The 25,536-nt window shown below is 67.7% G+C and carries 26 protein-coding genes; 20 read left to right on the top strand and 6 right to left on the bottom strand.

Translation table 11 applies throughout. The features are described 5' to 3' along the window. The first annotated feature begins 126 nt into the window (after nt 1-126). The 6 genes from coxB to AC3WQY_RS17710 are packed head-to-tail and all read left to right on the top strand — an operon-like array spanning nt 127 to nt 4,858. Entirely contained in the window at nt 127-1,305 is a 1,179-nt protein-coding gene (gene coxB / locus AC3WQY_RS17735; RefSeq protein WP_492709876.1) for a cytochrome c oxidase subunit II, read from the top strand. Nucleotides 1,306-1,332: 27 nt separating this feature from the next. Continuing rightward, a complete protein-coding gene (gene ctaD, locus AC3WQY_RS17730; protein WP_492709848.1) occupies nt 1,333-2,955 on the top strand; it encodes a cytochrome c oxidase subunit I in 1,623 nt (540 codons plus the stop codon). 5 nt (nt 2,956-2,960) lie between these two features. Continuing rightward, entirely contained in the window at nt 2,961-3,077 is a 117-nt protein-coding gene (locus AC3WQY_RS17725) for a cytochrome oxidase small assembly protein (protein WP_492709847.1), read from the top strand. 4 nt (nt 3,078-3,081) lie between these two features. Continuing rightward, nucleotides 3,082-3,684 (top strand): cytochrome c oxidase assembly protein, encoded by a 603-nt coding sequence (locus tag AC3WQY_RS17720; protein WP_285231001.1) that lies wholly within the window; start codon nt 3,082-3,084, stop codon nt 3,682-3,684. After that, on the top strand, nt 3,681-3,923 hold the full coding sequence (locus AC3WQY_RS17715) for a DUF2970 domain-containing protein (RefSeq protein WP_285231002.1): 243 nt from the start codon (nt 3,681-3,683) through the stop codon (nt 3,921-3,923). Before AC3WQY_RS17720 ends, AC3WQY_RS17715 begins: the two co-directional genes overlap by 4 nt. 50 nt (nt 3,924-3,973) lie before the next feature. After that, entirely contained in the window at nt 3,974-4,858 is an 885-nt protein-coding gene (locus AC3WQY_RS17710) for a cytochrome c oxidase subunit 3 (RefSeq protein ID WP_492709846.1), read from the top strand. A gap of 86 nt (nt 4,859-4,944) precedes the next feature. Here AC3WQY_RS17710 and AC3WQY_RS17705 read toward each other — a convergent pair whose 3' ends face one another. Continuing rightward, entirely contained in the window at nt 4,945-5,163 is a 219-nt protein-coding gene (locus AC3WQY_RS17705) for a DUF2909 domain-containing protein (RefSeq protein WP_285231004.1), read from the bottom strand. Nucleotides 5,164-5,183: 20 nt separating this feature from the next. On the opposite strand from AC3WQY_RS17705, the gene AC3WQY_RS17700 reads away from it, so the two are divergent. From AC3WQY_RS17700 to AC3WQY_RS17680, 5 genes are read left to right on the top strand one after another with little or no spacing between them, the layout of a single operon-like run. Continuing rightward, nucleotides 5,184-5,912, top strand: a complete 729-nt coding sequence (locus AC3WQY_RS17700) for an SURF1 family protein (RefSeq protein WP_285231005.1) — start codon at nt 5,184-5,186, stop codon at nt 5,910-5,912. Next, entirely contained in the window at nt 5,863-6,585 is a 723-nt protein-coding gene (locus AC3WQY_RS17695) for an SCO family protein (RefSeq protein ID WP_492709845.1), read from the top strand. The genes AC3WQY_RS17700 and AC3WQY_RS17695 overlap by 50 nt, the downstream gene beginning before the upstream one ends. Nucleotides 6,586-6,605: 20 nt before the next feature. Then, nucleotides 6,606-7,721 (top strand): COX15/CtaA family protein, encoded by a 1,116-nt coding sequence (locus tag AC3WQY_RS17690; protein ID WP_492709844.1) that lies wholly within the window; start codon nt 6,606-6,608, stop codon nt 7,719-7,721. Between the two features lie 9 nt (nt 7,722-7,730). After that, nucleotides 7,731-8,651, top strand: coding sequence for a heme o synthase (gene cyoE, locus AC3WQY_RS17685; protein ID WP_285231008.1), 921 nt, complete (start codon nt 7,731-7,733; stop codon nt 8,649-8,651). A 1-nt stretch (nt 8,652) separates the two neighbouring features. After that, nucleotides 8,653-9,264, top strand: a complete 612-nt coding sequence (locus tag AC3WQY_RS17680; RefSeq protein ID WP_285231009.1) for an SCO family protein — start codon at nt 8,653-8,655, stop codon at nt 9,262-9,264. Nucleotides 9,265-9,318: 54 nt separating this feature from the next. Here AC3WQY_RS17680 and rpoH read toward each other — a convergent pair whose 3' ends face one another. The 4 genes from rpoH to ychF form a co-directional block, all read right to left on the bottom strand. After that, nucleotides 9,319-10,239, bottom strand: coding sequence for an RNA polymerase sigma factor RpoH (gene rpoH, locus AC3WQY_RS17675; protein ID WP_425334700.1), 921 nt, complete (start codon nt 10,237-10,239; stop codon nt 9,319-9,321). A 164-nt stretch (nt 10,240-10,403) separates the two neighbouring features. Continuing rightward, nucleotides 10,404-10,910: a chemotaxis protein CheW gene (locus tag AC3WQY_RS17670; protein WP_285231011.1), complete on the bottom strand. Its 507-nt coding sequence runs from the start codon at nt 10,908-10,910 to the stop codon at nt 10,404-10,406. Nucleotides 10,911-11,017: 107 nt separating this feature from the next. Continuing rightward, nucleotides 11,018-13,780 (bottom strand): CHASE domain-containing protein, encoded by a 2,763-nt coding sequence (locus AC3WQY_RS17665; protein WP_285231012.1) that lies wholly within the window; start codon nt 13,778-13,780, stop codon nt 11,018-11,020. Nucleotides 13,781-13,920: 140 nt separating this feature from the next. Beyond that, a complete protein-coding gene (gene ychF / locus AC3WQY_RS17660; RefSeq protein WP_285231013.1) occupies nt 13,921-15,012 on the bottom strand; it encodes a redox-regulated ATPase YchF in 1,092 nt (363 codons plus the stop codon). A 92-nt stretch (nt 15,013-15,104) separates the two neighbouring features. Here ychF and AC3WQY_RS17655 point away from each other — a divergent pair, with 92 nt between their 5' ends. The 9 genes from AC3WQY_RS17655 (at nt 15,105) to AC3WQY_RS17615 (ending at nt 24,032) form a co-directional block, all read left to right on the top strand. Continuing rightward, nucleotides 15,105-16,226: an FAD-dependent monooxygenase gene (locus AC3WQY_RS17655; protein ID WP_285231014.1), complete on the top strand. Its 1,122-nt coding sequence runs from the start codon at nt 15,105-15,107 to the stop codon at nt 16,224-16,226. Between the two features lie 35 nt (nt 16,227-16,261). After that, nucleotides 16,262-16,978 carry a DsbC family protein gene (locus AC3WQY_RS17650; RefSeq protein ID WP_285231015.1) on the top strand — a complete coding sequence of 239 codons (717 nt, stop codon included), beginning with the start codon at nt 16,262-16,264 and terminating at the stop codon, nt 16,976-16,978. Between the two features lie 22 nt (nt 16,979-17,000). After that, nucleotides 17,001-17,447 (top strand): DUF3429 domain-containing protein, encoded by a 447-nt coding sequence (locus tag AC3WQY_RS17645; protein ID WP_285231016.1) that lies wholly within the window; start codon nt 17,001-17,003, stop codon nt 17,445-17,447. 269 nt (nt 17,448-17,716) lie between these two features. Further along, nucleotides 17,717-19,567: a M61 family metallopeptidase gene (locus AC3WQY_RS17640; protein ID WP_492709843.1), complete on the top strand. Its 1,851-nt coding sequence runs from the start codon at nt 17,717-17,719 to the stop codon at nt 19,565-19,567. A 35-nt stretch (nt 19,568-19,602) separates the two neighbouring features. After that, entirely contained in the window at nt 19,603-20,667 is a 1,065-nt protein-coding gene (locus tag AC3WQY_RS17635) for a DUF3108 domain-containing protein (protein ID WP_492709842.1), read from the top strand. Beyond that, nucleotides 20,664-21,452, top strand: coding sequence for an enoyl-CoA hydratase (locus AC3WQY_RS17630; RefSeq protein ID WP_285231019.1), 789 nt, complete (start codon nt 20,664-20,666; stop codon nt 21,450-21,452). Before AC3WQY_RS17635 ends, AC3WQY_RS17630 begins: the two co-directional genes overlap by 4 nt. Before the next feature lie 166 nt (nt 21,453-21,618). Next, entirely contained in the window at nt 21,619-22,026 is a 408-nt protein-coding gene (locus tag AC3WQY_RS17625) for a DUF4148 domain-containing protein (RefSeq protein ID WP_285231020.1), read from the top strand. Between the two features lie 130 nt (nt 22,027-22,156). Further along, entirely contained in the window at nt 22,157-22,657 is a 501-nt protein-coding gene (locus AC3WQY_RS17620; protein WP_285231021.1) for a response regulator, read from the top strand. A 22-nt stretch (nt 22,658-22,679) separates the two neighbouring features. After that, the gene (locus tag AC3WQY_RS17615) at nt 22,680-24,032 is read left to right on the top strand and encodes a sensor histidine kinase (RefSeq protein ID WP_492709841.1); all 1,353 of its coding nucleotides are present in this window, start codon (nt 22,680-22,682) and stop codon (nt 24,030-24,032) included. Here the strand turns inward: AC3WQY_RS17615 and lysS are convergent. Continuing rightward, a partial coding sequence (gene lysS / locus AC3WQY_RS17610; protein WP_492709840.1) for a lysine--tRNA ligase occupies nt 24,027-25,536 on the bottom strand: 1,510 nt, incomplete at its 5' end. The two genes, AC3WQY_RS17615 and lysS, sit on opposite strands and share 6 nt — an antisense overlap.

Raw genomic sequence — 25,536 nt, 5'->3', positions numbered from 1 at the left:
ATGTGGCGCGCAGCGCGCGCGGTCTGTACCCTCGATCAATCTGGGATGTTGCGGCAGCGAGCGCCAAGCTCTCTGCCGCAAAGTCCGTGGCGAAGTTTTTGAACAGAAGTGACGACCATGAAGATGATGAACACACGAGTGCATCAGCTGGGGCGCCGAATGAGCCAGCTGGCGGTGACCCTGGGTGCCGCCCTTGCCAGCCACGCGGCCTTGGCGGTGAACGACCTGCCGGGCGGTCCGGCGGTCAACCAGCTCAACCTGCATCCCCCGGTCACCAAGATCGCGTCGGAGCAGATGTGGCTGCACAACATGATGTTGCTCGTCTGCCTGGCGATCTTCGTTGCCGTGTTCGGCGTGATGTTCTATTCCATCTTCAAGCACCGCAAGTCCAAGGGCGCGGTGTCGGCCAACTTCCACGAGAGCGTCAAGGTCGAGATCGCCTGGACCATCGTGCCATTCATCATCGTGATCGGCATGGCGCTGCCGGCTACCAAGGTGGTGGTGGCGATGAAGGACACCACCAATGCCGACCTCACCATCAAGGCCACCGGCTACCAGTGGAAATGGGGCTATGACTACCTGAAGGGCGAGGGCGAGGGCATCGGCTTCCTCTCCACCCTGGACGTGGCGCAGCGCGAGATGTCCAACTCGGGCAAGCCCGAGGCGGTGGACAACTACCTGCTGAAGGTGGACAACCCGCTGGTCGTGCCGGTCGGCAAGAAGGTGCGCATCATCACCACCGCCAACGACGTGATCCATGCCTGGATGGTGCCGGCCTTCGGCGTCAAGCAGGACGCGATCCCCGGCTTCGTGCGCGACACCTGGTTCCGCGCTGAGAAGGAAGGCGATTTCTACGGTCAGTGCGCCGAGCTGTGCGGCAAGGAGCACGCCTACATGCCCATCCATGTGAAGGTGCTGTCGGCCGCGGCCTACACCGCCTGGGTGGATGGCGAGAAGAAGAAGCTGGCCGCCAAGGCCGATGATCCGAGCAAGGTCTGGGAACTGCCCGCGCTGCTGGCGCGCGGCGAGAAGGTCTACAACGCCAACTGCGCGGCCTGCCACAAGGCCGACGGCAAGGGCGCCGGCCCGATCAAGCCGCTGGACGGCTCGCCCGTGGTGCTGAACGACGACAAGCTCAAGCAGGTCGCGGTGCTGCTGAATGGCCAGAACAACGGTGCCATGCCCTCGTGGAAGCAGCTCGGCGATACCGACATCGCCGCGGTGATCACCTACACCAAGAACAACTGGTCCAACAAGACCGGCCAAGTGGTGCAGCCCGCCGAAGTCGTGGCCGCGCGCAAGTAATCATCGGACGTCAAAGAAGGAATCAACATGAGTGCTGTGCTTGACCATCACGGTCATGACGTTCATGACCACCACGATCACCATGCCCCGACGGGCTGGCGTCGTTGGGTGTTTGCGACCAACCACAAGGACATCGGTACCCTGTATCTGCTGTTCTCGTTCACGATGCTGATGATTGGCGGCATCCTGGCGCTGTGCATCCGCGCCGAGCTGTTCCAGCCCGGCTTGCAGTTCTTCAATCCCGAGCTGTTCAACCAGTTCACCACCATGCACGGCCTGATCATGGTGTTCGGCGCCATCATGCCGGCCTTCGTGGGCTTCGCTAACTGGATGATCCCGCTGCAGATCGGCGCCTCGGACATGGCCTTCGCGCGCATGAACAACTTCAGCTTCTGGCTGATGATTCCTGCCGCCATCATGCTGGTGTCGTCGTTCTTCATGCCCGGCGGCGCACCCGCCGCGGGCTGGACGCTGTACGCGCCGCTGACCCTGCAGATGGGCCCCTCGATGGATGCCGGCATCTTCGCGATGCACATCCTCGGCGCCTCGTCGATCATGGGTTCGATCAACATCATCGTCACCATTCTGAACATGCGCGCGCCTGGCATGACGCTGATGAAGATGCCGATGTTCGCCTGGACCTGGCTGATCACCGCCTACCTGCTGATCGCCGTCATGCCCGTGCTGGCCGGTGCCATCACGATGACGCTGACCGATCGCCACTTCGGCACCTCGTTCTTCAGCCCCGCCGGCGGCGGCGACCCGGTGATGTACCAGCACATCTTCTGGTTCTTCGGTCACCCCGAGGTCTACATCATGATCTTGCCGGCCTTCGGCATCGTCAGCCAGATCGTGCCGGCCTTCGCCCGCAAGAAGCTGTTCGGCTACGCCTCGATGGTGTACGCGACCGCTTCGATCGCGATCCTGTCCTTCATCGTGTGGGCGCACCACATGTTCGCCACCGGCATGCCGGTGACGGGTCAGCTGTTCTTCATGTACGCCACCATGCTGATCGCCGTGCCCACGGGCGTGAAGATCTTCAACTGGCTGGCCACCATGTGGCGCGGTTCGATGACCTTCGAAGTGCCGATGCTGTGGGCCGTGGGCTTCATCTTCGTGTTCACGATGGGCGGTTTCACCGGCCTGGTGTGCGCGATGGCGCCGATCGACATCCAGATCCAGGACACCTACTACGTCGTCGCCCACTTCCACTACGTGCTGGTGGCCGGCTCGCTGTTCGCCCTGTTCGCGGGCGTCTACTACTGGGGCCCGAAGTGGTCCGGTGTGATGTTCAGCGAAACGCGCGGCAAGATCCACTTCTGGGGCTCGCTGATCAGCTTCAACGTGACCTTCTTCCCGATGCACTTCCTGGGTCTGGCCGGCATGCCGCGTCGCTATGCCGACTACCCACTGCAGTTCGCCGACTTCAACGCCCTGGCATCGGTGGGCGCGTTCTGGTTCGGCCTGATGCAGGTGTACTTCTTCTTCTTCGTGGTGCTGCCGATGCTGCGCGGCAAGGGCGAGAAGGCTCCGATGAAGCCCTGGGAAGCTGCCGAAGGCCTGGAATGGCAAGTGCCGTCGCCGGCGCCCTTCCACACCTTTGAAGAGCCGCCCAAGCTGGACGCCAGCGCCACCAAGATCATCGGCTGAGCACCATGGCCCTGACCCCCGAGCAACGCAAGAGCAACCGACGCCTGGCCTACATCCTGGCCTCGGTGGCGGCCGTGTTTGCGATCGGCTTCATGGCCAAGATCGCCTACCTGGGGTTCTGAACGCATGAACACACCGCGTTGGCATGTCAGCCAGATCCTGCGCCGGGACAACCGGCTCATGGTCGGCAAGCTGCTGGTCGTGGTAGGCCTGATGTTCGGCTTCGGCTATGCGCTGGTGCCGCTCTACCGGGCCGTGTGCACGGCCCTGGGCATCAACGTGCTGTCGCTCTCCGAGCGCCAGCATGCGGTGCGCGCCGAGGATGTGAAGAACACCCAGATCGACTACAGCCGCACCATCAGCATCGAGTTCGATGCGAATGCGCGCGGCCCCTGGGACTTCAAGCCCGCGGTGTCGCATCTGCAGGTGCATCCTGGCGAGCTGACCACGGTGATGTACGAGTTCCGCAATATCCAGAGCCGCACCATGTCGGCCCAGGCCATCCCCAGCTATGCGCCCAAGCAGGCGACGGCGCATTTCAACAAGCTGGAATGCTTTTGCTTCAACGAGTACACGCTCGCCGCGGGTGAGAGCAAGCAGTGGCCGGTGGTGTTCGTGATCGACCCCAAGCTGCCCAAGGATGTGAAGACCATCACCTTGTCCTATACCTTCTTCGAGGTGCCGGGCAAGAAGCAGGCCGAGCTCAAGAAGCCGGAGTCGCGCATATGAGCAAGGCGGGTGAGGATTTCAAGCAGGCGGTGGCCCGCAAGGGCAGCTTCCTGCAGACCATGAAGGCGGTGGCCTGGTCGTTTTTCGGCATCCGCAAGGGTGCCGGTTATGAGAAAGATGTGGCGCAACTCAATCCCGTGCATGTGATCATTGCCGGGGTGATTGGGGCGGCGCTGTTCGTGCTGGTGCTGGTGCTGCTGGTCAATTGGGTCATTGGCAGCGGCGTCGCCGGCAACTGAGAAGCATTTGGTTTGAACTGCAAAGTTTGAAGTTCGAGGAGAGAAGCATCATGTCGGCTGCGACGACTCAGGGGAAGACTCCCTATTACTTCGTGCCCGGGCCCTCGCGGCATCCGGTGATGGCCGCCATCGGCCTGTTCTTCGTGATCCTGGGCGCTGGCCAGTGGATCAACGATCACCAGTGGGGCGCCTACTCGCTGGCCTTTGGCCTGCTGTGGTGGGCCTTCGTGCTCAAGCAGTGGTTCGGCGATGCCATCCGCGAAAGCGAAGGCGGCCTCTACAGCGAGCGCATCGACGTCTCGTTCCGCTGGAGCATGGGCTGGTTCATCTTCTCGGAAGTGATGTTCTTCGCGGCCTTCTTCGGCGCGCTGTACTGGGCGCGCGTGCACTCGGTGCCGACCCTGGGCAGCCTGGAGAATGCGCTGCTGTGGCCCGACTTCAAGGGCCTGTGGCCCAGCGTCGCGGCCGGCCTGACCGCCTCGCCCGCCGGCACCGTGGAAGCCTTCAGCACGGTGGGCCCCTGGCCCCTGCCGACGGTCAACACCGCGCTGCTGCTGACCTCGGGCGTGACGCTGACGATCGCCCACCATGCCCTGCTGGACGGCAATCGCAGCAAGACCATCGCCTTCATGTGGATCACGGTGCTGCTGGGCATCACCTTCCTGGTGGTGCAGGGCTACGAGTATTCGCATGCCTACCATGAGCTCAACCTCAAGCTGAGCTCGGGCGTGTTCGGCTCCACCTTCTTCATGCTGACCGGCTTCCACGGCTTCCACGTCTTCGTGGGCATGCTGATGCTGCTGTTCATCACCCTGCGCCTGCAGAAGGGCCACTTCACCAAGGACCGCCACTTCGGCTTCGAAGGCGCGGCCTGGTACTGGCACTTCGTCGACGTGGTGTGGCTGGGCCTGTACGTGGTCGTCTACTGGATGTGAGCATGGGGGCTGCTGCAGCCCCTGGCCATGCCAAAGCAAAAGCGCCGCATGCAGCGGCGCTTTTTTCGTTCATTGCAAGCCCGGCGTTAGCGGCCGACGGGGATACCGGTCGGCTGTATCCAACCCAGTGAGTAGCTGATCCAGATGAACAGGAACAGGGCGATCGACACGCCCACGCGCACCGCCAGCGCGCGCGCCATATTGGCGCCGCGCTGTTCCTTCCTGCCATTCTTCAGCATGAACAGGCCGGCGGCCGCGAGTGCGCCGAGGATGCCGATGAAGGCGATCGCGAAGATGAATTTCATGGCCGGCATTATTCCCCATCATGGCTGAGGCAAGCCCGCTGCAACGCCGCCTGATCGTGCTGCTGGGCACGCTGCTGGGCATGGCCATCACCGCCGCGCTGGGCTTCTGGCAGCTCGACCGGGCGGCACAGAAGCGTGCGCTCGAACAGGCCATCGCGCAGCGCGGCCAGCAGGCGCCGCTGGGCAATGCCGAGCTGCGCGGCGATGCGCAGCAACTGCACCGGCGCGCGCAGTTGCGCGGCCATTGGCTGGCCGACAAGACGGTGTTTCTGGACAACCGTCCGATGGATGGCCGGGTCGGCTTCTTCGTCGTCACGCCGCTGCGGCTGGCGGGGCGCGCGGAGTCGCTGCTGGTGCAACGCGGCTGGGTGCCGCGCGACCAGGCCGACCGCACGCGCCTGCCGGCGCTGGCCACGCCGGCCGGCGAGGTGGAGGTCGAGGGGCGCTTGGCCGCGTCGCCCTCAAGGCTGTACGAGCTGGGCCAGGGCAGCGCCGGCGCGATCCGGCAGAATCTGGCACCCGATGCCTATGCGGCCGAGCTCGGCATCCCGCTGCTGCCGGCCGCGCTGCTGCAAACGCGGGCTGCGGCTGCCGACGATGGCTTGCTGCGCGACTGGCCGGCCCCGGCCGTCGACATCCACAAGCATTACGGTTACGCCTTTCAATGGTTCGCGCTCTGTGCGCTGCTTCTAGGTCTCTATGTCTGGTTCCAAGTCATCCGTCCCCGGCGCCGCCGCCCCATCGCCTGAGCAGGCCGACGCGCCGCTGTCCTTCACGGTGCACAGCCAGCCCCAGCCCGGCGCGATGGCCGGTGCCGCCAACGCGCAGCAGCGCGCCGGCCGCCTGCGCATGCTGCTGGTGGTGGCGGTGTGCGCCGCGCCGGTGCTCGCGTCCTACTTCACCTTCTACGTGCTGCAGCCGCGCGGCAAGGCCTATGGCGAGCTGATCACGCCCACCTTGGACCTGCCGCCCAGCCTGAGCCTGCAGGACCTGCGCGGCCAGCCGGTGCCGGCCGAATCGCTCAAGGGCCAATGGTTGCTGACCCTGGTGCAGGATGCGCATTGCGACAGCGCCTGCGAGCGCCTGCTCTTCATGCAGCGCCAGCTGCGCGAGATGATGGGCAAGGAGCGCGACAAGATCGACAAGCTCTGGCTGGTGCCCGATGACCAGCCGCTGCGCCCCGAGGTGCTTGCCGCCGTCAGCGCCGGCGTGCCGGTGACGGTGTTGCGCGCGCCGCGCGCCCAGATCCAGGCCTGGCTGAAGCCGGCCGAGGGCCATGGCCTGAACGAGCATCTGTTCCTGATCGACCCGATGGGCCGCTGGATGATGCGCTCGCCGGTGCAGCCCGACCCGTCAAAGGTCAAGAAGGACCTGGACCGCCTCCTCAAGGCCAATGCCGGCTGGGACAAGCCCGGACGCTGATCGCCGCCGCCCCGCCTGCCATGAACGCCTTCGACTTCACCCCCTGGCTGCGCCTGCTGCTGCTGGGCACCCTGATCGGTGCCGGGCCGCTGCTGTGGTGGCGGCTGCGCCATCGCGGTGCCGGCCTGGGCCCGCGCCTGCGCGCGCTGACCCTGCTGACGCTGTTCCTCACCTTTGACCTGGTGCTGTTCGGTGCCTTCACGCGCCTGACCGACTCGGGCCTGGGCTGCCCGGACTGGCCCGGCTGCTATGGCAGCGCCTCGCCGCTAGGCGCCGGCGTCGACATTCACGCCGCCCAGACCGCCATGCCAAGCGGGCCGGTGACGCATGGCAAGGCCTGGGTGGAGATGATCCATCGCTACCTGGCCAGCGGGGTCGGCTTCCTGATCCTGGTGCTGTGCGTGCTGAGCTGGTGGCAGGCACGGCGCGGCGCGGCGCGCCCGATCTCGCCCTGGTGGCCCACCGTCACCTTGCTGTGGGTGTGCATGCAGGGGGCCTTCGGCGCGCTCACCGTGACGATGAAGCTGTTCCCCGCCATCGTCACCCTGCACCTGCTGGGCGCCATGGGCCTCCTGATGCTGCTGGCCTGGCAGGCCGAGGCCTATGCGCCGCGGCCGCTGGCCTGGCCGGCCGGCGAGCGCCTGGCCGCCTGGGCGTTGCTGGCGCTGGCGCTGCTGCAGGTCAGCCTGGGCGGCTGGGTCAGCACCAATTACGCAGTGCTGGCCTGCAGCGAGTTCCCGCAATGCCAGGGCCAATGGTGGCCGGCGATGGATTTCGAGCATGGCTTCACGCTCTGGCGCGCGCTGGGCGTGGGCCACGACGGTGGCTGGCTGCCGTTCACGGCCCTCACGGCCATCCACATGAGCCACCGCATCGGCGCTTTGCTGGTGTTCGCGGCGCTGCTGGGGTTGGCCTGGCGCTGGCACCGCCGGCCGCTGCCCGAGGGCCCGCTGTGGGCACGCCGCCTGCTGCTGGTGGCCGGCTGGCAGCTGCTCTCCGGCCTCTCCAACGTGGTGCTGGACTGGCCGCTGCTGGCCGCCCTGGCCCATACCGGCGGGGCCGCGGCCCTGCTGCTGATCCTGAGTTTCATGTTGGCGCGCCTGCACGCAGCGCAGCGCGCCGCTGCCCTACGATAGACGCTTCCCATGTCCACGACCCCCACCACCCTCGCTGCCCCCGGCGCGCCCTCGCGCTGGCAGCAGTTCTACCAGCTCACCAAGCCGCGCGTGGTGCAGCTGATCGTGTTCTGCGCGGTCATCGGCATGGCGCTGGCGGTGCCCGGCTGGCCCAGCGGCCCCGAGTGGGGCGTGATCCTGGCCGCCACCGTGGGCATCTGGCTGGTGGCCGGCGCGGCCGCTGCCTTCAACTGCCTGATCGAGCAGCAGATCGACTCGAAGATGAAGCGCACCGCCTGGCGCGCCACCGCCAAGGGCGAGCTCAGCCGCGTGCAGACCCTGAGTTTCTCGGCCCTGCTGTGCGGCATCGGCTCGGCCATCCTGTGGGTGTGGGTGAATCCGCTCACGATGTGGCTGACCTTCGCCACCTTCGTCGGCTACGCGGTCATCTACACCGTCATCCTCAAGCCGATGACGCCGCAGAACATCGTCATCGGCGGCGCCTCGGGCGCGATGCCGCCGGTGCTGGGCTGGGCGGCGCTGCGCGGCGAGGTGGGCCCCGAGGCGCTCATGCTGTGCCTCATCATCTTCCTCTGGACGCCACCGCATTTCTGGGCGCTGGCGCTCTACCGCACCGAGGATTACCGCAAGGCCGGCCTGCCCATGCTGCCGGTCACGCATGGCTCGGAGTTCACGCGGCTGCAGGTCTTCCTCTACACCTGGATCCTGCTGGTGGCCACGCTGTTGCCCTTCCTCACCGGCATGAGCGGCTGGATCTATCTGGCCAGCGCGCTGGCCCTGGGCCTGGGTTTCTGCGCCTACGCCTTCAAGCTCTGGCGCCAGTATTCGGACGAGCTGGCGCGCGCCACCTTCCGCTTCTCCATCCTGCACCTGTCGCTGCTGTTCGCGGCGCTCTTGCTGGACCATTACCTGATGCCCTGGATCGCCTGAGATGCAACGCAACACCACGAGACGACTGTTCCTGGCGGCCCTCAGCGCGCTGACGCTGGCGGCCTGCGACCAGATCGGGGGCGCGGCCAAGCCCGCCTTCCGCGGCGTGGACCTGAGCGGCGCCAGCTATGCCCGCCAGCTGAGCCTGCCCGACCAGGATGGCAAGCCGCGCAGCCTGGCAGACTTCAAGGGCAAGGTGGTGGTGGTGTTCTTCGGCTACACCCAATGCCCCGATGTCTGCCCCACCACGCTGGCCGAACTGGCCCAGGTGAAGAAGTCGCTGGGCGCGGATGGCGAACGGGTGCAGGGCGTGTTCATCACCGTCGATCCCGAGCGCGACACGCCGGAACTGCTCAAGCCCTATATGACGAGCTTTGACCCGAGCTTCGTGGCCCTGCGCGGCAATGCCGAGCAGCTCAAGGATGCGGCGCGCGAGTTCAAGGTCTATTACGCCAAGGTGCCTGGCAAGACGCCCGAGAGCTACACCATGGACCACACCGCCGCCAGCTTCATCTTCGACACCCAGGGCCGGGTGCGCGTGTTCGCCCGCTATGGCGCCGGCGCCCAGGCGCTGGCCGACGACATCAAGCTGCTGCTGAACGAGCGCTCATAAGGACAAAGGCCCCTCGCGAGGGGCCTTTTGCATGGGGAAGGGCGATCGGCGCGCTCAGGCCGTTTCGGCCAGGGCCTTGCGCATCTTCTTCATTGCCGCCACCTCGATCTGGCGGATGCGCTCGGCGCTGACGCCGTATTCGGCCGCCAGGTCATGCAGGGTCATGCCGCCGCTGCTGTCGTCGTTGACCTTGAGCCAGCGCTCTTCGACGATGCGACGGCTGCGCTCGTCCAGCACCGCCAGGGCGCGCGAAATGCCGTCACCGGCAAGCGCGTCGCGCGAGCGGCTTTCCAGCACGCGCGTCGGCTCCTGGCTGTCGTCGGCCAGGTAGGCGATGGGGGCGAAGCTCTCGCCGTCGTCATCGGTCTGGGGCTCCAGGGCCACGTCGCCACCCGCCATGCGGGTCTCCATCTCCAGCACTTCCTCGCGCTTGACGTTGAGCTCGCGGGCCACATGGTCCACCTGGGCTTCGGTGAGCGTGTTGCGGTGCGTCTGGCCCTCGGCGGCATCTTCCTTCAGGCTGTGCTTCATCGAGCGCAGATTGAAGAACAGCTTGCGCTGCGCCTTGGTGGTGGCCACCTTGACCATGCGCCAGTTGCGCAGGATGTACTCGTGGATCTCGGCCTTGATCCAGTGCATGGCGTAGGACACCAGGCGCACGCCCTGGTCGGGGTCGTAGCGCTTGACGGCCTTCATCAGGCCCACATTGCCCTCCTGGATCAGGTCGCCCTGAGGCAGGCCGTAACCCATGTACTGGCGCGAGATCGACACCACCAGGCGCAGGTGCGAGAGCACCAGCCGGCCGGCGGCTTCCAGATCGCCATGCTCGCGCAGGCGGCGCGAGAAGGACTGCTCCTCCTCGGGGGTCAACAAGGGCAGGCGGTTGACGGCGCTGATATAGGCATCCAGATTGCCCAGCGAGGGCAGCAGCGCCCAGGGGTCGCGTACTTGCAGTGCAGTGGCGTTGGACATCATGCTCATGGCTTTCTACCTCTCCCAGCCGCTATGGCTCGACGTCCATAATATTAGCACTCATGGCGAATGAGTGCTAAATGTCGCCGAGAAGCAAATTTGCTCAGCTATTTCAACGCTTTCAGCGAGGGTACGCACTAACTTTCTGCGCGGAAACCGGTCTCAGATCAGTCGATCAGACCGAAATCCGGGCTGCCCACCATGCCTTCGATGTCGAGCAGGATCAGCATGCGCTCGCCGACCTTGCCCAGGCCGGTGACGAAGCGGGTGTCGATGGCGGCACTCACCTCGGGCGCCGGCTTGATGGCGTCGGCACCCAGTTCCAGCACGTCCGACACCGAGTCCACCACCACCCCGACCACGCGCGAGCAGACGTTCAGCACGATGGAGACGGTGAAGGCGTTGTACTCCGCCGGGCTGCCAAGGCGCAGGCGCAGGTCCACGATGGGCACGATCACGCCGCGCAGATTCACCACGCCCTTGACGAAGGCGGGTGCGTTGGCGATGCGGGTGGGCGCCTCGTAGGAGCGGATCTCCTGCACCTTCAGGATGTCGATGCCGTATTCCTCGGCGCCGATGCGGAAGGTCAGGAACTGCCGGCTGGCAAAGGACTTGTGATCGTCGGCGAGCGTCAGCGCTTGGTTGGGGCGGGTGGCCAGTTCGGTAGAGCTCATGGGGCGAAGGCTTGGGATGGTTCGATGGTTGGACGCGCTGCCCGCTATTGTGCCTAGCCGGGCCGGGCCTGCCGCGGCAATAAACCGCGGCGGCCCGGCCATTGTGCTCAGTCCGCGGCGCTGGACATGGCGCCGGCGCTGGCGGGCAGGTCGAGCACAAAGCTCGCACCCTGGCCCGTCGCGCTGCGGACCGTCAGGCTGCCGTTCATCGCTTCCACCAGGCGCTTGCAGATCACCAGGCCGATGCCCGTGCCCTCGGCCTGGCTGAGCTCGCGCCCGAGCCGGTTGAAGGGCTGGAACAGCTGGGCCTGCTGCGCCTCGCTGAGGCCCAGGCCGGTGTCGGCCACGGTGATTTCGATGCGCTCATCGCCCAGCGCCCGGCTGCTCACCCGCACCTGGCCCTGCGGGTGGTTGTACTTGACGGCATTGCTGAGCAGATTGGTGAACACCTGCTTGAGGCGCGTGGCATCGGCGTAGACCTGCTGCGCGTCGGCCGCCAGTTCCACGCTGTAGGCAATGCCGCGCTTGGCGGCGTCGGCTTCCAGCATGGCCCAGGTCGACGCCAGCAGCGGTTCCAGCGCCTGCGGGGCCAGCTCGAGCTTGAGCGCGCCGGTCTCGATGCGCGACCAGTCCAGGGTCTCGTTGATCATCTCCAGCAGATGCCAGCCGGCCGCGCGTATCTGCGCCAGCCAGCCGCGCTGCTGCTCGCTGAGCTGCTGCTCGCCGCCCAGTTCCAGCAGCTGGGTGAAGCCCAGCATGGCGTTGAGCGGGGTGCGCAATTCATGGCTGATGCGCGAGAGGAACTCGTTCTTGGCCTGGTTGGCGGCCTCGGCGGCGCTGCGGGCGCGCTCCAGCTCGCGCAGCCTGAGCTGGTCGGTGACGTCTTCCACCACGCCCACCAACCGGAACGGCTCGCCGCGGGCATCGCGCTGCATGCTCACCAGGGCGCGCACCTGCACGATCTGCCCGAACTTGGTGATGTAGCGCTTGTTGCGGCGATAGCTGTCGATCTCGCCCCGCAACAGGCTGCGGCCCAGGCGCAGGTCTTCGGCGCGGTCGTCCGGATGGGTGATGGCGATGCTGGAGCGCTGCATCAGCTCCGCGCTGCTGAAGCCCACCAGGCGGCAGAAATAGGGGTTCACCTGCTGCGGCACGCCGCGCAGATCGGTGAACACCAGCCCGACCGCCGCGTGTTCGAAGATGTTGCGAAAGCGTTCCTCGCTGGCGTGCAGGGCCTCGGCCGCGCGCTCGCGTTCCTGCACCTCGCGGCGCAGCTCGGCGGTGCGCTCGGTCACCAGGTCGGCGATGCGCTTGGCGCGACCGGTCACGGTCAGCAGCAGGGCACCCAGCAGGGCCGTGCTGATCAGGCCGACCACGGCGAACAGCAGGCTGCCCATGCCGTCGTGGCTGGGCATGGGGCCGGCGGCCCAGGCACGCAATTCCCAGGCCCGGCCGGAGAACTGCAGCTTGTGCACGCGGCTCAGGGGTGGCAGCGTCTGCGCCGCGCAGCCCGGCTTGCCGGCCAGCAGCGGCCGGGCGGTGTGCGGGTCGGTATCCACCAGGCAGAAGGCCAGGTAGGGTGCGCTGGCACGCACCACGGTGTCGAGCACCTGGTCGGGGCGGATGGTCGCGAACACCATGCCGCGCAAGGCCTGCTGGCGCAGCGCCTGATTGTCCGGCTCACCCGGCTCGCCCGCATAGACCGCCTGGTACAGCACCACGCCGGTGTTGTCGGCGCTGTCCTGCGAGAGCCGGAAGCCGGCGGTGGCCGCGGGCAGGCCGGTGCGCGCGGCGTGGTCGAGCGCGGGGCGCGCCTGCGGAATCGCGCGGATGTTCACGCCCAGCGCGCTGGCATTGCGTTGCAGGGGCTCGATCAGGCGGATCGCCAGCTTGTCCTCGTCGGTGGCGATGCGCAGATCGCCCGCGCGCTGGCGCTCATGTACCCGATAGTCGGCCAGGCCGTCACGGCGGGCCGCCGCATCGAAGGCCGCCAGCTCGCTGGGGCCCACCCTGGCCGCCCAACCCAGCGCCAGCAGGCGGCTGCCGGTGGCCAGCCGCGCCACGCTGCCGCGTTCGAACTCGCGCCGGTTCAGGTTCGGGTAGATGCTGAACAGCACCTGGTTGGCTGCCAGCGCCTGCAGCGGCTCCTGCAGCGCGGTCTCCAGCGCGTTGGCGGCCGCCAGCGCATCGCGCTCGAAGGCCTGGCGCTGGCCCTGTGTCTCCCAGCTGATCACCTGGGAGGTGGCCAGCACCATCAGCAGGGTGGCGGCCAGCATCGGCAGGGCCACGCTGATGCGCCGCGGCGCCCAGGTGGCACGCGGCTGGCCGATCAGGGTGAGGGTGATGGGCGCACCGATCAGTACGCCCAGCGTGTCGCCCACCCACCAATGGCCCCAGGTGGAGGGCAGCTGCGCCAGCGTGGCCGCGCCATTGAGCCACAGCGCTGCCGCGCCCATGCTCGGGCTGATCAGGCAGGACAGGCCGGCCCCCAGGGCGTAGAACAGCGCCAGGTCGCGCGGCTCGGTCAGGCTCAGCTCTTCCGGGTCCGCGCCGCGCAGGCGCTGCACGGCCCAGGCGCCCACCCAGGCCTGCAGCCCAGCGCCCACGCCGATCAGCGCCGGCCCCAGCAGCGAGGGATGGCCGCGCTCCATCGCCAGCAGCACATTGGCGGCAAAGGAGCCCAGCACCACCGCCGGCACCATGCGCCAGCCCCAGCACAGCAGCGCGGCCAGCGCCAGGCCCGCCGAAGGGTAGAGCGGGGTGGCGTAATTGGGCGGCAACGCCAGGCGCAGCGCCAGCACGCTGATGAGGGCGTAGGCCAGGCCCAGCAAGAGGCTGCGCAGGGCCCAGGTGAGGAACGGAGGCGGCATGAAGAAGGGGAGGGCTCGGTGGCAGGGCGGTGCCACTGCGCCATGAGCCTAATGCAAAAACGCCCGGCGCCAGAAGACTGAACGGGCCGGGCGTTTGACTGTCGGCATGGCGCGACGCCATGCGAAAGGACGGTGTCAGACTAGACGTTGAAGAGGAAGTTCAGCACGTCGCCATCCTTGACGACATAGTCCTTGCCCTCGGCGCGCATCTTGCCCGCGTCCTTGGCGCCCTGCTCACCCTTGTAGGCGATGAAGTCCTCGTAGGCGATGGTCTGGGCGCGGATGAAGCCGCGCTCGAAGTCGGTGTGGATCACGCCGGCCGCCTGCGGTGCGGTGTCGCCCTTGTGGATGGTCCAGGCGCGCACTTCCTTCACGCCGGCGGTGAAGTAGGTCTGCAGGCCCAGCAGGCTGAAGCCGGCGCGGATCAGGCGGTTCAGGCCGGGCTCGTCCTGGCCCATCTCGGCCAGGAACATGGCCTTGTCCTCGTCCTCCATCTCGGAGAGCTCGGCCTCGGTCTTGGCACAGATCGCCACCACCGGGCCGTTCTGGGCCGCGGCGTATTCCTTCAGGCGCTCCAGGAAGGGGTTGTTCTCGAAACCGTCCTCGGCCACATTGCCCACGAACATCGCCGGCTTGGCGGTGATCAGGCACAGCGGCTTGAGGATGGTCAGCTCCTCCTTGCTGAAGTCGATGCCGCGCACCGGCTTGGCCTGGTCCAGCGCGGCCTGGCATTTCTCCAGCACCTTGACCAGCGCGATCGCTTCCTTGTCGCCGGCGCGCGCCACCTTGTTGTAGCGGTGCAGGCTCTTCTCCACCGTGCCCAGGTCGGCCAGGCAGAGTTCGGTCTGGATCACCTCGATATCGGAGATCGGATCGACCTTGCCGTTCACGTGGATGACGTTGGGATCCTCGAAGCAGCGCACCACGTTGACGATGGCGTCGGTCTCGCGGATGTGCGAGAGGAACTGGTTGCCCAGGCCCTCACCCTTGGAGGCACCCGCCACCAGACCGGCGATGTCCACGAATTCCACGATGGCGGGCAGGATGCGCTCGGGTTGCACGATCTCGGCCAGCTTCTGCAGGCGCGGATCGGGCAGTTCCACCACGCCCACATTGGGCTCGATGGTGCAGAAGGGATAGTTCTCGGCGGCGATGCCGGCCTTGGTCAGCGCATTGAAAAGAGTGGACTTGCCCACATTGGGCAGGCCCACGATGCCGCATTTGAGGCTCATGAGGGACGCTTTCGAAAGGGGCCAAGCAGGAAGGAGCAGGCTGGCCGGGAGGCAAAGGCGGTATTTTAGTCGGCTTGCCTACAATGAGCTCCATGGAACGATTTGACATCCTGGTGCGCGGCAGCGGTTGCGTCGGGCGGGCGCTGGCGCTGGCCTTGGCGGCGCGTGGTCTGCGCGTGGCCCTGCTGGGCCAGCCCGAGCCCAGCGGCGCGTCGGCGGCGCCGCGCGAGGACGTGCGCACCTATGCGCTGAACGCCGCCTCGGTGGCCCTGCTGCGCGAGCTGCGCGTCTGGGACGCGCTGCCGGCCGACGCGGTGTCAGCCGTCTACGACATGAAGGTGCGCGGCGATGCCGCCGGCGCGCTGCTGGAGTTCAGCGCCTGGCAGCAAGGCGTGCGCGAGCTGGCCTATATCGTCGACGCCGCCGCGCTGGAGGCCGAGCTCGCCACCGCGCTGCGCTTCTCGCCCCATGTGCGCCTGGTCGATGCGCCGGTGCCGGCCGAGTTGCAGGCCTTGTGTGAAGGGCGCGACTCGGCCTCGCGCGCGGTCCTGGGCGTGCGCTTCGACGTGCATGCCTATGGCCACAGCGCGATTGCCGCACGCCTGCGCGCCAGCCAGCCGCACCAGGGCGTGGCCCACCAATGGTTCCGTTCGCCCGATGTGCTGGCGCTGCTGCCCTTCGAGCGGCCCGAGCCCGGCTGTTCCTACGGCCTGGTCTGGTCGCTGCCCAAGCAGCGCGCGGATGAGCTGATGGCGGCCGGCACGGCGGAGTTTGAAGCCGCCCTGCTGGAAGCCAGCGGCGGCGCGGCCGGCACGCTCACGCTGGCCAGCCAGCGCAGCGCCTGGCCGCTGAGCCTGGCGCGCGCCGAGCCGGTCTGCGGCCCCGGCTGGGTTCTGCTGGGCGATGCCGCCCATCTGGTGCACCCGCTGGCCGGCCAGGGCCTGAACCTGGGCCTGGCCGATGTGGCGGCGCTGGCCAGCGTGATCGCCGCGCGCGAGCCCTGGCGTCCGCTGGGCGACGAGCGCCTGCTGCGCCGCTATGTGCGCCGGCGCCAGTTCGACACCTGGGCCATGGGCGAGCTGACCGATGCCTTGCTGAAGGGCTTTGCCAGCGAGGCGCCGGCGCTGCGCGGCCTGCGCAACCAGGGCCTGAGCCTCCTCAATCAAATCGGCCCGCTGAAGCGCTGGCTGACCTCCAGGGCGCTGGGCGCCTGAACCGCCCTCGCACCGATTCTCTACCGAGCACCACCATGAAGCTTTCCCTGATTTGCACCGCCGCGCTGGCGCTCGCGCCCCTGCTTGCCCATGCCAACGAGGCCCTGATCCGCAAGAGCCTGGGCGAACGCCTGGTGGGCGCGCCCAAGATCGACGAGGTCAAGCCCTCGCCCATGCCCGGGCTGTGGGAGATCCGCATCGGCAACGAGATCCGCTACACCGATGCCACCGGCCAATACCTAATCGAGGGCGAGTTGCTGGACCTGAAGGGCCGCCGCAACCTCACCGAGGAACGCGTGGCCAAGCTCACCGCGATCGATTTCGCCAACCTGCCGCTGAAGGACGCCATCGTCTGGAAGACCGGCAATGGCAAGCGCCGCATCGCGGTGTTTGCCGATCCGAACTGCGGCTACTGCAAGCGTTTCGAGCGCAGCCTGCAGGACGTCAAGGACCTCACCGTCTACACCTTCGTGATCCCCATCCTGGGCGGCGACTCGCCCGAGAAATCGCGTGCCGTCTGGTGCGCCAAGGACCAGACCAATGCCTGGCGCAACTGGATGCTGGAAGGCACGCCGCTGCCCAAGCCGGGCGCCGAGGCCTGTGACGCCAGCGCCATCGACCGCAACCTCGCCTTCAGCCGCAAGCATCATGTGAACGGCACGCCGGCGGTGATCTTCGAAGACGGCACGCGTGCCCCCGGGGCGCTGAGCGCCGAGCAGGTCGAGCGCCGCCTGCAATCCATCAAGTCCTGAACCACCCGCGGATCCGCCCCTCATGCCTGCTGCTGTATCCGGCAACCTGCCCTTGAATCCCGTCGCGCTGCGGCTCGGCTACCTGGGCCTGCTGCCCTTTGTGTTCGGCGCGCTGCTGGTCTGGCTGGTGCGCGAGGATGCCCATCCCTATGTGACGGCCGCGCTGTCCGCCTACGCGGCCGTGGTGATCTCCTTGCTGGGTGGCATCCACTGGGGCCTGGGCTTCCGGCAGAGCATTCCATCGCCGCAGCCCTTCGTCTGGGGCGTGGTGCCGGCGCTGATCGCCTGGATCGCGGTGGTGATGCCGCCCTATGCCGGCCTGGTGGTGCATGGGGTGATGCTGATCGCCTGCTATGCAGTGGACCGCCGCAGCTATCCCGCACTGGGCGCCAGTGCCTGGCTGACGCTGCGCTTCCGGCTCAGCGGCGTGGCGGCGCTGAGCTGCTTCCTGGGGGCGGCCGGTAGTTAGGGCCTGCTAACACTGCGCTTGCCCGATGCGTTGCCACCAGAACAGCCGTGAACTAGGCGCAAACCGAAGCCGGGGTCGCTCCCCCGGCGAGGCTTTGCAACGACGTGCACGGCTGTTCTGGTGGCAACCCGAAGGGAACGGGGCTGGCAGGGCCCATCTCGTCGTTGAACTCCTTGCCCAGGCAGAAAGCCTGGGCAGCGTCGTCCGCCTAGACCTGGGCCCTGCCGGCCCCGTTCGCACGGGCAAACGCAGTGTTAACAGGCCCTGAGATGATCCACTACAAGATCGAGATTGCCGACGCGCAAGCGCATCTGTACCGCGTCACCCTGACGGTGACCGCGCCGTCCGCCGAGCAGGCCTTCAGCCTGCCGGTGTGGATTCCGGGCAGCTATATGGTGCGCGAGTTTGCACGCCACCTGAGCGGCCTGCGCGCGCGCCAGGGCCAGCGCGAACTGCCGGTGCATCAGACCAGCAAATGCGCCTGGCAGGTGCGCTGCAGCGGCCGTGCCGCGCTGGTGCTGAGCTACCAGGTCTATGCCTTCGACACCTCGGTGCGTGCGGCCTTTCTCGATGCCCAGCGCGGTTTCTTCAACGGCACCAGCCTGTGCCTGCGCGTGCATGGGCGCGAGGGCGAGCCGCATGGCATCGACCTGGCCGGCCTGCTGCCCGGCTGGCAGGTGGCCACCGGCATGCGCGCGGGCCGCGGCAAGGCCAGCTACGAGGCGGCCGACTACGACGAACTGGTGGACCATCCCTTCGAGCTCGGCAAGTTCTGGCGCGGCCAGTTCAGCGCCGCCGGCGTGCCGCACGAGTTCGTGGTGGCGGGTGCCTATCCCATCCTCGACGGCGATCGCCTGCTGCGCGACGCCCAGCGCATCTGCGAGGCCCAGATCGATTTCTGGCACGGCGCCCATCCGCCCGGCAAGCGCGCCGGCAAGCCGCCCGGAAAACCGCCTTTTGAGCGCTACGTGTTCCTGCTCAACGCGGTGGACGACAGCTACGGTGGCCTCGAGCACCGCGCCAGCACGGCCCTGATCGCCGCGCGCCGCGACCTGCCGCGCCTGGGCCAGACCGAGCTGAGCGAGGGCTATGTGCGCCTGCTGGGCCTGATCAGCCACGAGTATTTCCACACCTGGAACGTCAAGCGCCTGCGGCCCGATGTGTTCGCTAGCTTCGACTACGGCCAGGAGAACTACACCCAGCTGCTGTGGTTCTTCGAGGGCTTCACCTCCTATTACGACGAGCTGTTCCTAGTGCGCAGCGGCCTGATCGATGAGGCCCGCTACCTGAAGCTGATTGCCGGTACCTTCAGCGGCGTGCTGGGTGCGCCCGGGCGCAAGCACCAGAGCGTGGCGCAGTCCAGCTTCGACGCCTGGGTCAAGTACTACCGCCAGGATGAGAACACCCCCAACGCGGTGGTGAGCTACTACACCAAGGGAGCCATGGTGGCGATGGCGCTGGACCTGGCGCTGCGCAGTGCCGACAAGCCGCGCGCTCAAGCAAATGCCGGGCCGTCCCAAGTTTGCTTGTCCCCCTCGGGGGGCGGGGAGGGCGCAGCCCGGAACTCGGGGCCGTCAAGTCTCGACGCGGTGATGCGCCTGCTGTGGCAGCGCAGCGGTGGCGGCCCGATCGGCGAGGCCGACATCATGGCCGCCGTGACCGAGCTGGGCGGTGCGGCGCTGGCGCAAGACCTGACCCTGTGGGTGCATGGCACCGACGATCTGCCGCTGCCGGCGCTGCTGGAGCGCTTCGGCCTACGCTGGGCGGCCGACAAGCCCAGCCTGGCGCAGCGCATCGGGCTGCGCGTGTCCGAGAACGGCAGCATCGTCGTCAAGCAGGTGCTGCAGGGCTCGGCCGCGCTGGCCGCCGGTTTCTGCGCCGGCGACGAGATCCTGGCCTGCAATAGCTGGCGCCTGCGCAAGCTGGAAGACGCGCTGCTGGGCCTGCAGCCCGAACGGCTGACGCACATGGAATGGCTGGTGGTGCGCGACCAGCGCGTGCTGACGCTGCTGCTGCAGCTGCCCACCGGCGAGGCCGCCGCCACGCCGGTGGCGCTGAGCCCTGCGGCCAAGGCGCCGGCGCGCGCGCTGAGCCTGCGCCGGGCATGGCTGGGCGGCTGAAGCCGAGGCCTCGGCGGCAGCATCGACTGGCTTGGATGGGCCTGTTGGCCGGCGTGCTGCTGGCCCATCTCTGGCTGAGCGAGCAGGTGGTCCGGCTGCAGCAGGGCTGGCGTGCGCCGACCGAGGCGATGCCGCCGCGCCTGCAGGCCGCGTTCGTGCGCGAGCTGCGGCCCGCGACGCCTACCCGGCCGGCGGCCCGCGCGCGCGCGCTGGCGCCACGGCCGACGCGTTTTGCGGCCGCGCCGGCGGCCTTGCCTCTGCTGCCACCCCCGGCGCCCGAGCCGCTGCCGGCCATGCCCGCACTGCCCCCGCTCGCCGCGGCGCCCGCGCCGGCGGCATCTGCATCGTCATCAGCCGCTGCGTTTGAGCCCGGCCCCGAATGGCCCGCTTCCACCCAACTGGACTACCGCCTGCTGGGCAACTACCGCGGCGAGGTGCATGGCAGTGCCCAGGTGCAGTGGTTGCGCCAGGGCAGCCGCTACCAGGTGCATCTCGACGTGGCGATAGGCCCCAGCTTTGCGCCGCTGATCTCGCGCCGCATGAGCAGCGAGGGCGAGCTCACGCCGCAGGGCATCGCGCCGCGCCGCTACGACGAGGACACCCGCATCCTGTTCAGCGAGCGCCGCCGCATCACCCTGCAGTTCGAGGGCGAGACGCTGCAGTTTCCGAATGGCCGGCGCGAGGCTGCACCGGCTGGCGTGCAGGACACGGCCAGCCAGTTCGTGCAGCTCACCTGGCTGTTCCTGACCTGCCGCGAGGCCTTGCAGCCGGGGCGGGTGGTGGAGCTGCCGCTGGCCCTGCCGCGGCGGCTCTACCGCTGGCGCTACGAGCTGCTGGGCGAGGAAGAGCTGGAGACCCCGCTCGGCCCCCTCAAGACCTGGCACCTGCGCCCGACGGTGCAGAACACCAGCGGCGACCTGAAGGCGGAGGTGTGGCTGGCGCCCGCCCTGCAATACCTGCCGGTGCGCCTGCGCATCGTGCAGGACGAGCAGACCTATGTGGACCTGATGCTCAAGCAGGCGCCGCTGCAGGAAGCCCAGCCGGTCGCCCAGCCTATAGTTCAGCCCCAAGCAGATCCCCCATCCAAGGAGTCCCCATGAGCTACGAATGCATCCTGACCGAAACGCGCGGCGATGGCGCCCGCAAGACCGGCCTGATCACCCTGAACCGCCCCAAGCAGCTGAATGCGCTGAACGACCAGCTGATGGACGAGCTGGGCCAGGCCCTGCTGGCCTTCGATGCCGATGACAGCATCGGCTGCATCGTGCTGACCGGTTCCGAGCGTGCCTTTGCCGCCGGCGCCGACATCCCGACGATGGCGCCGCACACCTTCATCAGCGCCTTCAAGAGCGGCCTGATCTCGAAGAACTGGGAAACCATTCTGCAGGTGCGCAAGCCGGTGATCGCCGCGGTGGCCGGCTTCGCGCTGGGCGGCGGCTGCGAGCTGGCGATGATGTGCGACTTCATCATCGCCGCCGATAGCGCCAAGTTCGGCCAGCCCGAGATCAAGCTGGGCATCATCCCGGGCGCCGGTGGCACCCAGCGCCTGCCGCGCGCGATCGGCAAGAGCAAGGCCATGGACATGCTGCTCACCGCGCGCATGATGGATGCGGCCGAGGCCGAGCGCGGCGGCCTGGTGTCGCGCGTGGTGCCGGCGGATCAGCTGCTGACCGACGCCCTGGCCGCGGCCGAGACCATCAATGGCTTCAGCGGCCCCTCGGTGATGCTGATCAAGGAGCTGGTGAACCTGGCCTACCAGGGCCCGCTGAAGGATGGCGTGGCGGTGGAGCGGCGCTATTTCCACGCCCTGTTCGGCACCGAGGACCAGCGCGAAGGCATGGAGGCCTTCCTCGCCAAGCGCCAGCCGGGTTTCCAGCATCGTTGACGCAGCTTGGGTGTCATTCGTCATATTCCAAAAGATTCTTGGTTAAACAGGAATAGTCTTTTGCGATTTGACTAGTGTTTTCCCTAGGGCGGAGTCCCTACAGTTCGTTCCATGGACCCGGCGATAGGCGCCACGGTTCAAGTCAACGAACCCCAAGGACCCCGTCATGAACAAGCTCTCTACGATCTCCGTCGCTCTCGTGCTGGCCGGTCTGGCCGTCGCCTCCGGTGCCAATGCCCAAAGCAAGACGCGCGAACAAGTGCTGGCCGAACTGCAGCAGGCCCGCGCCAGCGGCGAGCTGGCCCAGCGTGCCGCCGAGATGGAAGGCGTTGGCGCCCTGGCCGCACCGGTGAATGCGCCGAAGGCCCACACCCTGAGCGCCAGCGAAGCCGTCAAGCCGGCCACGCTGCCCGCCGCTGCCCCCGTCAAGGGCAAGACCCGCGCCGAGGTGGTGGCCGAGCTGCAACGTGCCCGCGAAACCGGTGAACTGGAAGAGCAGTTCTCCGAAGGCGGCCCCGGCTACTTCGCGGTGACGCGTGGCATCAGCGGCACCCCGGTGCTGGCCGGCAAGTAAACCGGCGCCACCCCGCCTTGATCACGCCCCGCTGTTCGCGGGGCGTGTCTCATTGGGGCCGGCATATGCTTCAATGCGGGTCGGCCTGGCCGCTTTGGCGGCATGGTTGGCCGCATCGTGCGAGGGAACCGTGGCAGACGACGATCTCCTGTATTTTTCCGACGAAGACACGCCGGCTCGGGACGAGCGCCTGACGCCCTGGGTGGTGTTGGTGGTGGACGACGAGCCCGGCGTGCACGAGGTCAGCGCCCTGGTGCTGGCCGAGCTGGCGCTCGACGGCCGCGGCGTCAGTCTGCTGCATGCCCAGAGTGCGCGTCAGGCCGAGGCCATGCTGCGACAGCGCGACGACATCGCGGTGGTGCTGCTGGACGTGGTGATGGAGACCGAGACCGCGGGCCTGGACCTGGTGGCCCGCATACGCCGCGAGTCGCGCAGCCCGCGCGCGCGCATCGTCATCCGCACCGGCCAGGCCGGCAGGCTGTCCGAGTACGAGGTGCTGCGCCAGCACGATGTCAACGAGTACTGCCAGAAGACCGATCTGACCGACCGCCTGCTGAACCGCGTCTGCCTGCTGGCCTTGCGCAACTACCGCGATATCCTGTCCGCCGGCGGCTGCTTGTCGCCGGCCTGACGAATGATGCAAGGAGCGCCGCATGAACAACACCCTGGCTGCCAGCGCCGGACCCGAGCGGCTGTTCTCGGTCGATGAGGGGCGCGCGCTGGCCGAGGCGGCGCTGCGCTCCATCACCCTCAGCACCTCGCGCGTCAGCGGCGACGAATTCTTCCGCGTGCTGGTGCGCGACCTGGCCAAGGCGCTGGACGTGCATTACGTGATCGCCGGCGAGCTGTGCAGCGTGCAGGGCAGCGAGGCCGCCCGCACGCTGGCGGTGTGGGCGGGCAGCGACTTCATTCCCAACATCACCTATGGCCTGGACGGCACGCCCTGCCAGAACGTCAGCTGCCAGGACATGTGCTTCCACCCCAGCGGCGTGCAAGCCGAGTATCCGCAGGACCAGCTGCTGGTGGACATGGGGGCGCAAAGCTATATCGGCATGCCCATGGTCAGCACCGAGGGCAAGACCCTGGGCATCCTGACGGCGATGGACGTGCGGCCGATGGACGAAGGCAAGCGCCTGCTGGCGCTGTCGCTGCTGTCCATTTTTGCGGCGCGCTGTGCGGCCGAGCTGCAGCACCGTGCGCGCGAGGCCGAACTGGAGGCCCTGGTGGCGCGGCGCACGCGCGCGCTGGAGGAGGCGCGCGCGCACCTGGTCGAGCATGAGAAGCTGGCGGCCCTGGGCGGGCTGGTGGCGGGCGTGGCGCATGAGGTGAACACGCCGATCGGCGTTGCCATCACCTCCTCATCCGGCCTGCGGCGCTTTGCCGGCGAGATCACCGAGATGCTGGCCAGCGAGAAGGTATCGCGCAGCCGGCTGGCCACGCTGTCCTCGCAGATTGCCCAGTCCGCCGAGTTGGTGGAGCGCAATCTGCAGCGCGCGGCCGAGCTGATCGGCAACTTCAAGAACCTGGCGGTGGACCAGAGTTCGGAGGAGGTGCGCGAGTTCGTGCTGGCCGACTACCTGGAGGCGCTGGTGACGGCCCACCGTGCCGAGATCAGCAAGCATGCGGCCCGCATGCAGCTGCAGGTGCCGCCCGGGCTGCGCGTGCGCATGGCGGCCGGCATGCTGGCGCAGATCACCTCCAACCTGCTGATGAACGCCCTGATCCATGGCGGCCGCCCGGACCTGCTGCTGAGCCTCGCGGTGCAGCAGCAGGGCGATGGCCTGCGCTATGTGTTCGAGGACAACGGCGTGGGCGTCACGGCCGAGCTGCGTTCGCGCATGCTGGAGCCCTTCTTCACCACCCGCCGCGGCGAGGGCGGCAGCGGGCTGGGCTTGCATATCGTCTACACCCTGGTGCAGCGCCTCGGCGGCAGCCTGACGCTGGAAAGCGAGCCGGGGCAGGGGCTGCGTGTCAGCCTGCTGCTGCCCGGCGTGGTGGCCTCATGATTCCCGGCGCAGCGCCGGGAACAGGATCACGTCGCGGATCGACGGCGAATCGGTGATCAGCATCATCAGCCGGTCGATGCCGATGCCGCAGCCGCCGGTGGGGGGCATGCCGTATTCCAGCGCGCGGATGAAGTCGGCGTCGTAGAACATCGCCTCCTCGTCGCCGGCATCCTTGTTGGCCACCTGGGCCTGGAAGCGCGCGGCCTGGTCTTCGGCATCGTTCAGCTCCGAGAAGCCGTTGGCGTACTCGCGGCCGGTGATGAAGAGCTCGAAGCGCTCGGTGATCTTGGGGTTGGTGTCGGAGGCGCGCGCCAGCGGCGAGACCTCCACCGGGTAGTCGATGATGAAGGTGGGCTGCCAGAGCTTTTCTTCCACCACCGCCTCGAACATGCCGAACTGCAGCTCGGCCAGGGTCCAGTGCTTGGGCGGCTCCTCGCCCAGCGCCTTCAGCTTGGCATGCAGCGCGCTAGCGTCGTCGGCCTCGGCGGCCGTGAGGCCGGCATGGGCGATCAGCGAGTCGCGCACCGACAGGCGGGCGAAGGGTTGGTCCAGGTGCACTTCCTTGCCCGCATAGCTGACGCGCGCATTGCCGGTGGCGGCGCGCGCGGCGTGGCGCAGCACCTCCTCGGTGAAGTCCATCAGATCATGGTGCGTCCAGTAGGCCGCGTAGAACTCCATCATCGTGAACTCGGGGTTGTGCCGGACCGAGATGCCTTCGTTGCGGAAGTTGCGGTTGATCTCGAACACGCGCTCGAAGCCACCCACGATCAGGCGCTTGAGGTAGAGCTCGGGCGCGATGCGCAGGTACATCTCCTGGTCCAGCGCATTGTGGTGGGTGATGAAGGGCTTGGCGTTCGCGCCGCCCGGGATCGGGTGCAGCATCGGCGTTTCCACTTCCAGGAAACCATGCTCCACCATATGGCTGCGGATCGAGGACACCGCCTTGGAGCGCGCCACGAAGCGGGCGCGCGCCTGCTCGTCGGTGATCAGGTCCACATAGCGCTGGCGGTACTTCTGCTCCTGGTCGCTCATGCCGTGGAACTTGTCCGGCAGCGGGCGCAGGCTCTTGGTGAGCAGGCGCAGATTGCTGACGCGCACCGACAGCTCGCCCGTCTTGGTGCGGAACAGCGTGCCCTCGGCACCGACGATGTCGCCCAGGTCCAGGTGCTTGAAGGCCTCGTAGCTTTCCTCGCCCACGCCATCCTTGGTGACGAAGAGCTGGATGCGGCCGGTGGCGTCCTGCAGGGTGCCGAAGCTGGCCTTGCCCATCACGCGCTTGAGCATCAGGCGGCCCGCCACGCTCACCGCCACCGCCTGCGGCTCGAGTTCCTCGTTGGCCAGCGCGCCATAGCGCTGCGCCAGCGGCAGGGCGCGGTGCTGGGGCTTGAAATCGTTGGGGAAGGGGACGGCGGTCTTGGCGCGCAGGGCGGCCAGTTTCTCGCGGCGTTCGGTGATCAGCTGGTTTTCATCCTGCGCGGCAGGGCTGTGGTGGGGGGCGGCGGGG

This window comes from Roseateles sp. FW301-B2 (genome assembly GCF_058788955.1).
This window is presented reverse-complemented; position numbering and strand designations above follow the sequence as displayed.

Coding starts and splice junctions, on each gene's coding strand:
- AC3WQY_RS17655 (WP_285231014.1), top strand. CDS start 15,105: ATGGAACGATTTGACATCCTGGTGCGCGGCAGCGGTTGCGTCGGGCGG.
- AC3WQY_RS17635 (WP_492709842.1), top strand. CDS start 19,603: ATGGGCCTGTTGGCCGGCGTGCTGCTGGCCCATCTCTGGCTGAGCGAG.
- AC3WQY_RS17705 (WP_285231004.1), bottom strand. CDS start 5,163: ATGAAATTCATCTTCGCGATCGCCTTCATCGGCATCCTCGGCGCACTC.
- AC3WQY_RS17645 (WP_285231016.1), top strand. CDS start 17,001: ATGCCTGCTGCTGTATCCGGCAACCTGCCCTTGAATCCCGTCGCGCTG.
- AC3WQY_RS17700 (WP_285231005.1), top strand. CDS start 5,184: ATGGCTGAGGCAAGCCCGCTGCAACGCCGCCTGATCGTGCTGCTGGGC.
- AC3WQY_RS17625 (WP_285231020.1), top strand. CDS start 21,619: ATGAACAAGCTCTCTACGATCTCCGTCGCTCTCGTGCTGGCCGGTCTG.
- AC3WQY_RS17725 (WP_492709847.1), top strand. CDS start 2,961: ATGGCCCTGACCCCCGAGCAACGCAAGAGCAACCGACGCCTGGCCTAC.
- AC3WQY_RS17615 (WP_492709841.1), top strand. CDS start 22,680: ATGAACAACACCCTGGCTGCCAGCGCCGGACCCGAGCGGCTGTTCTCG.
- AC3WQY_RS17720 (WP_285231001.1), top strand. CDS start 3,082: ATGAACACACCGCGTTGGCATGTCAGCCAGATCCTGCGCCGGGACAAC.
- ctaD (WP_492709848.1), top strand. CDS start 1,333: ATGAGTGCTGTGCTTGACCATCACGGTCATGACGTTCATGACCACCAC.
- AC3WQY_RS17665 (WP_285231012.1), bottom strand. CDS start 13,780: ATGCCGCCTCCGTTCCTCACCTGGGCCCTGCGCAGCCTCTTGCTGGGC.
- AC3WQY_RS17650 (WP_285231015.1), top strand. CDS start 16,262: ATGAAGCTTTCCCTGATTTGCACCGCCGCGCTGGCGCTCGCGCCCCTG.
- AC3WQY_RS17670 (WP_285231011.1), bottom strand. CDS start 10,910: ATGAGCTCTACCGAACTGGCCACCCGCCCCAACCAAGCGCTGACGCTC.
- coxB (WP_492709876.1), top strand. CDS start 127: ATGAACACACGAGTGCATCAGCTGGGGCGCCGAATGAGCCAGCTGGCG.
- AC3WQY_RS17640 (WP_492709843.1), top strand. CDS start 17,717: ATGATCCACTACAAGATCGAGATTGCCGACGCGCAAGCGCATCTGTAC.
- rpoH (WP_425334700.1), bottom strand. CDS start 10,239: ATGATGTCCAACGCCACTGCACTGCAAGTACGCGACCCCTGGGCGCTG.
- AC3WQY_RS17715 (WP_285231002.1), top strand. CDS start 3,681: ATGAGCAAGGCGGGTGAGGATTTCAAGCAGGCGGTGGCCCGCAAGGGC.
- ychF (WP_285231013.1), bottom strand. CDS start 15,012: ATGAGCCTCAAATGCGGCATCGTGGGCCTGCCCAATGTGGGCAAGTCC.
- AC3WQY_RS17695 (WP_492709845.1), top strand. CDS start 5,863: ATGTCTGGTTCCAAGTCATCCGTCCCCGGCGCCGCCGCCCCATCGCCT.
- AC3WQY_RS17690 (WP_492709844.1), top strand. CDS start 6,606: ATGAACGCCTTCGACTTCACCCCCTGGCTGCGCCTGCTGCTGCTGGGC.
- AC3WQY_RS17710 (WP_492709846.1), top strand. CDS start 3,974: ATGTCGGCTGCGACGACTCAGGGGAAGACTCCCTATTACTTCGTGCCC.
- cyoE (WP_285231008.1), top strand. CDS start 7,731: ATGTCCACGACCCCCACCACCCTCGCTGCCCCCGGCGCGCCCTCGCGC.
- AC3WQY_RS17680 (WP_285231009.1), top strand. CDS start 8,653: ATGCAACGCAACACCACGAGACGACTGTTCCTGGCGGCCCTCAGCGCG.
- AC3WQY_RS17630 (WP_285231019.1), top strand. CDS start 20,664: ATGAGCTACGAATGCATCCTGACCGAAACGCGCGGCGATGGCGCCCGC.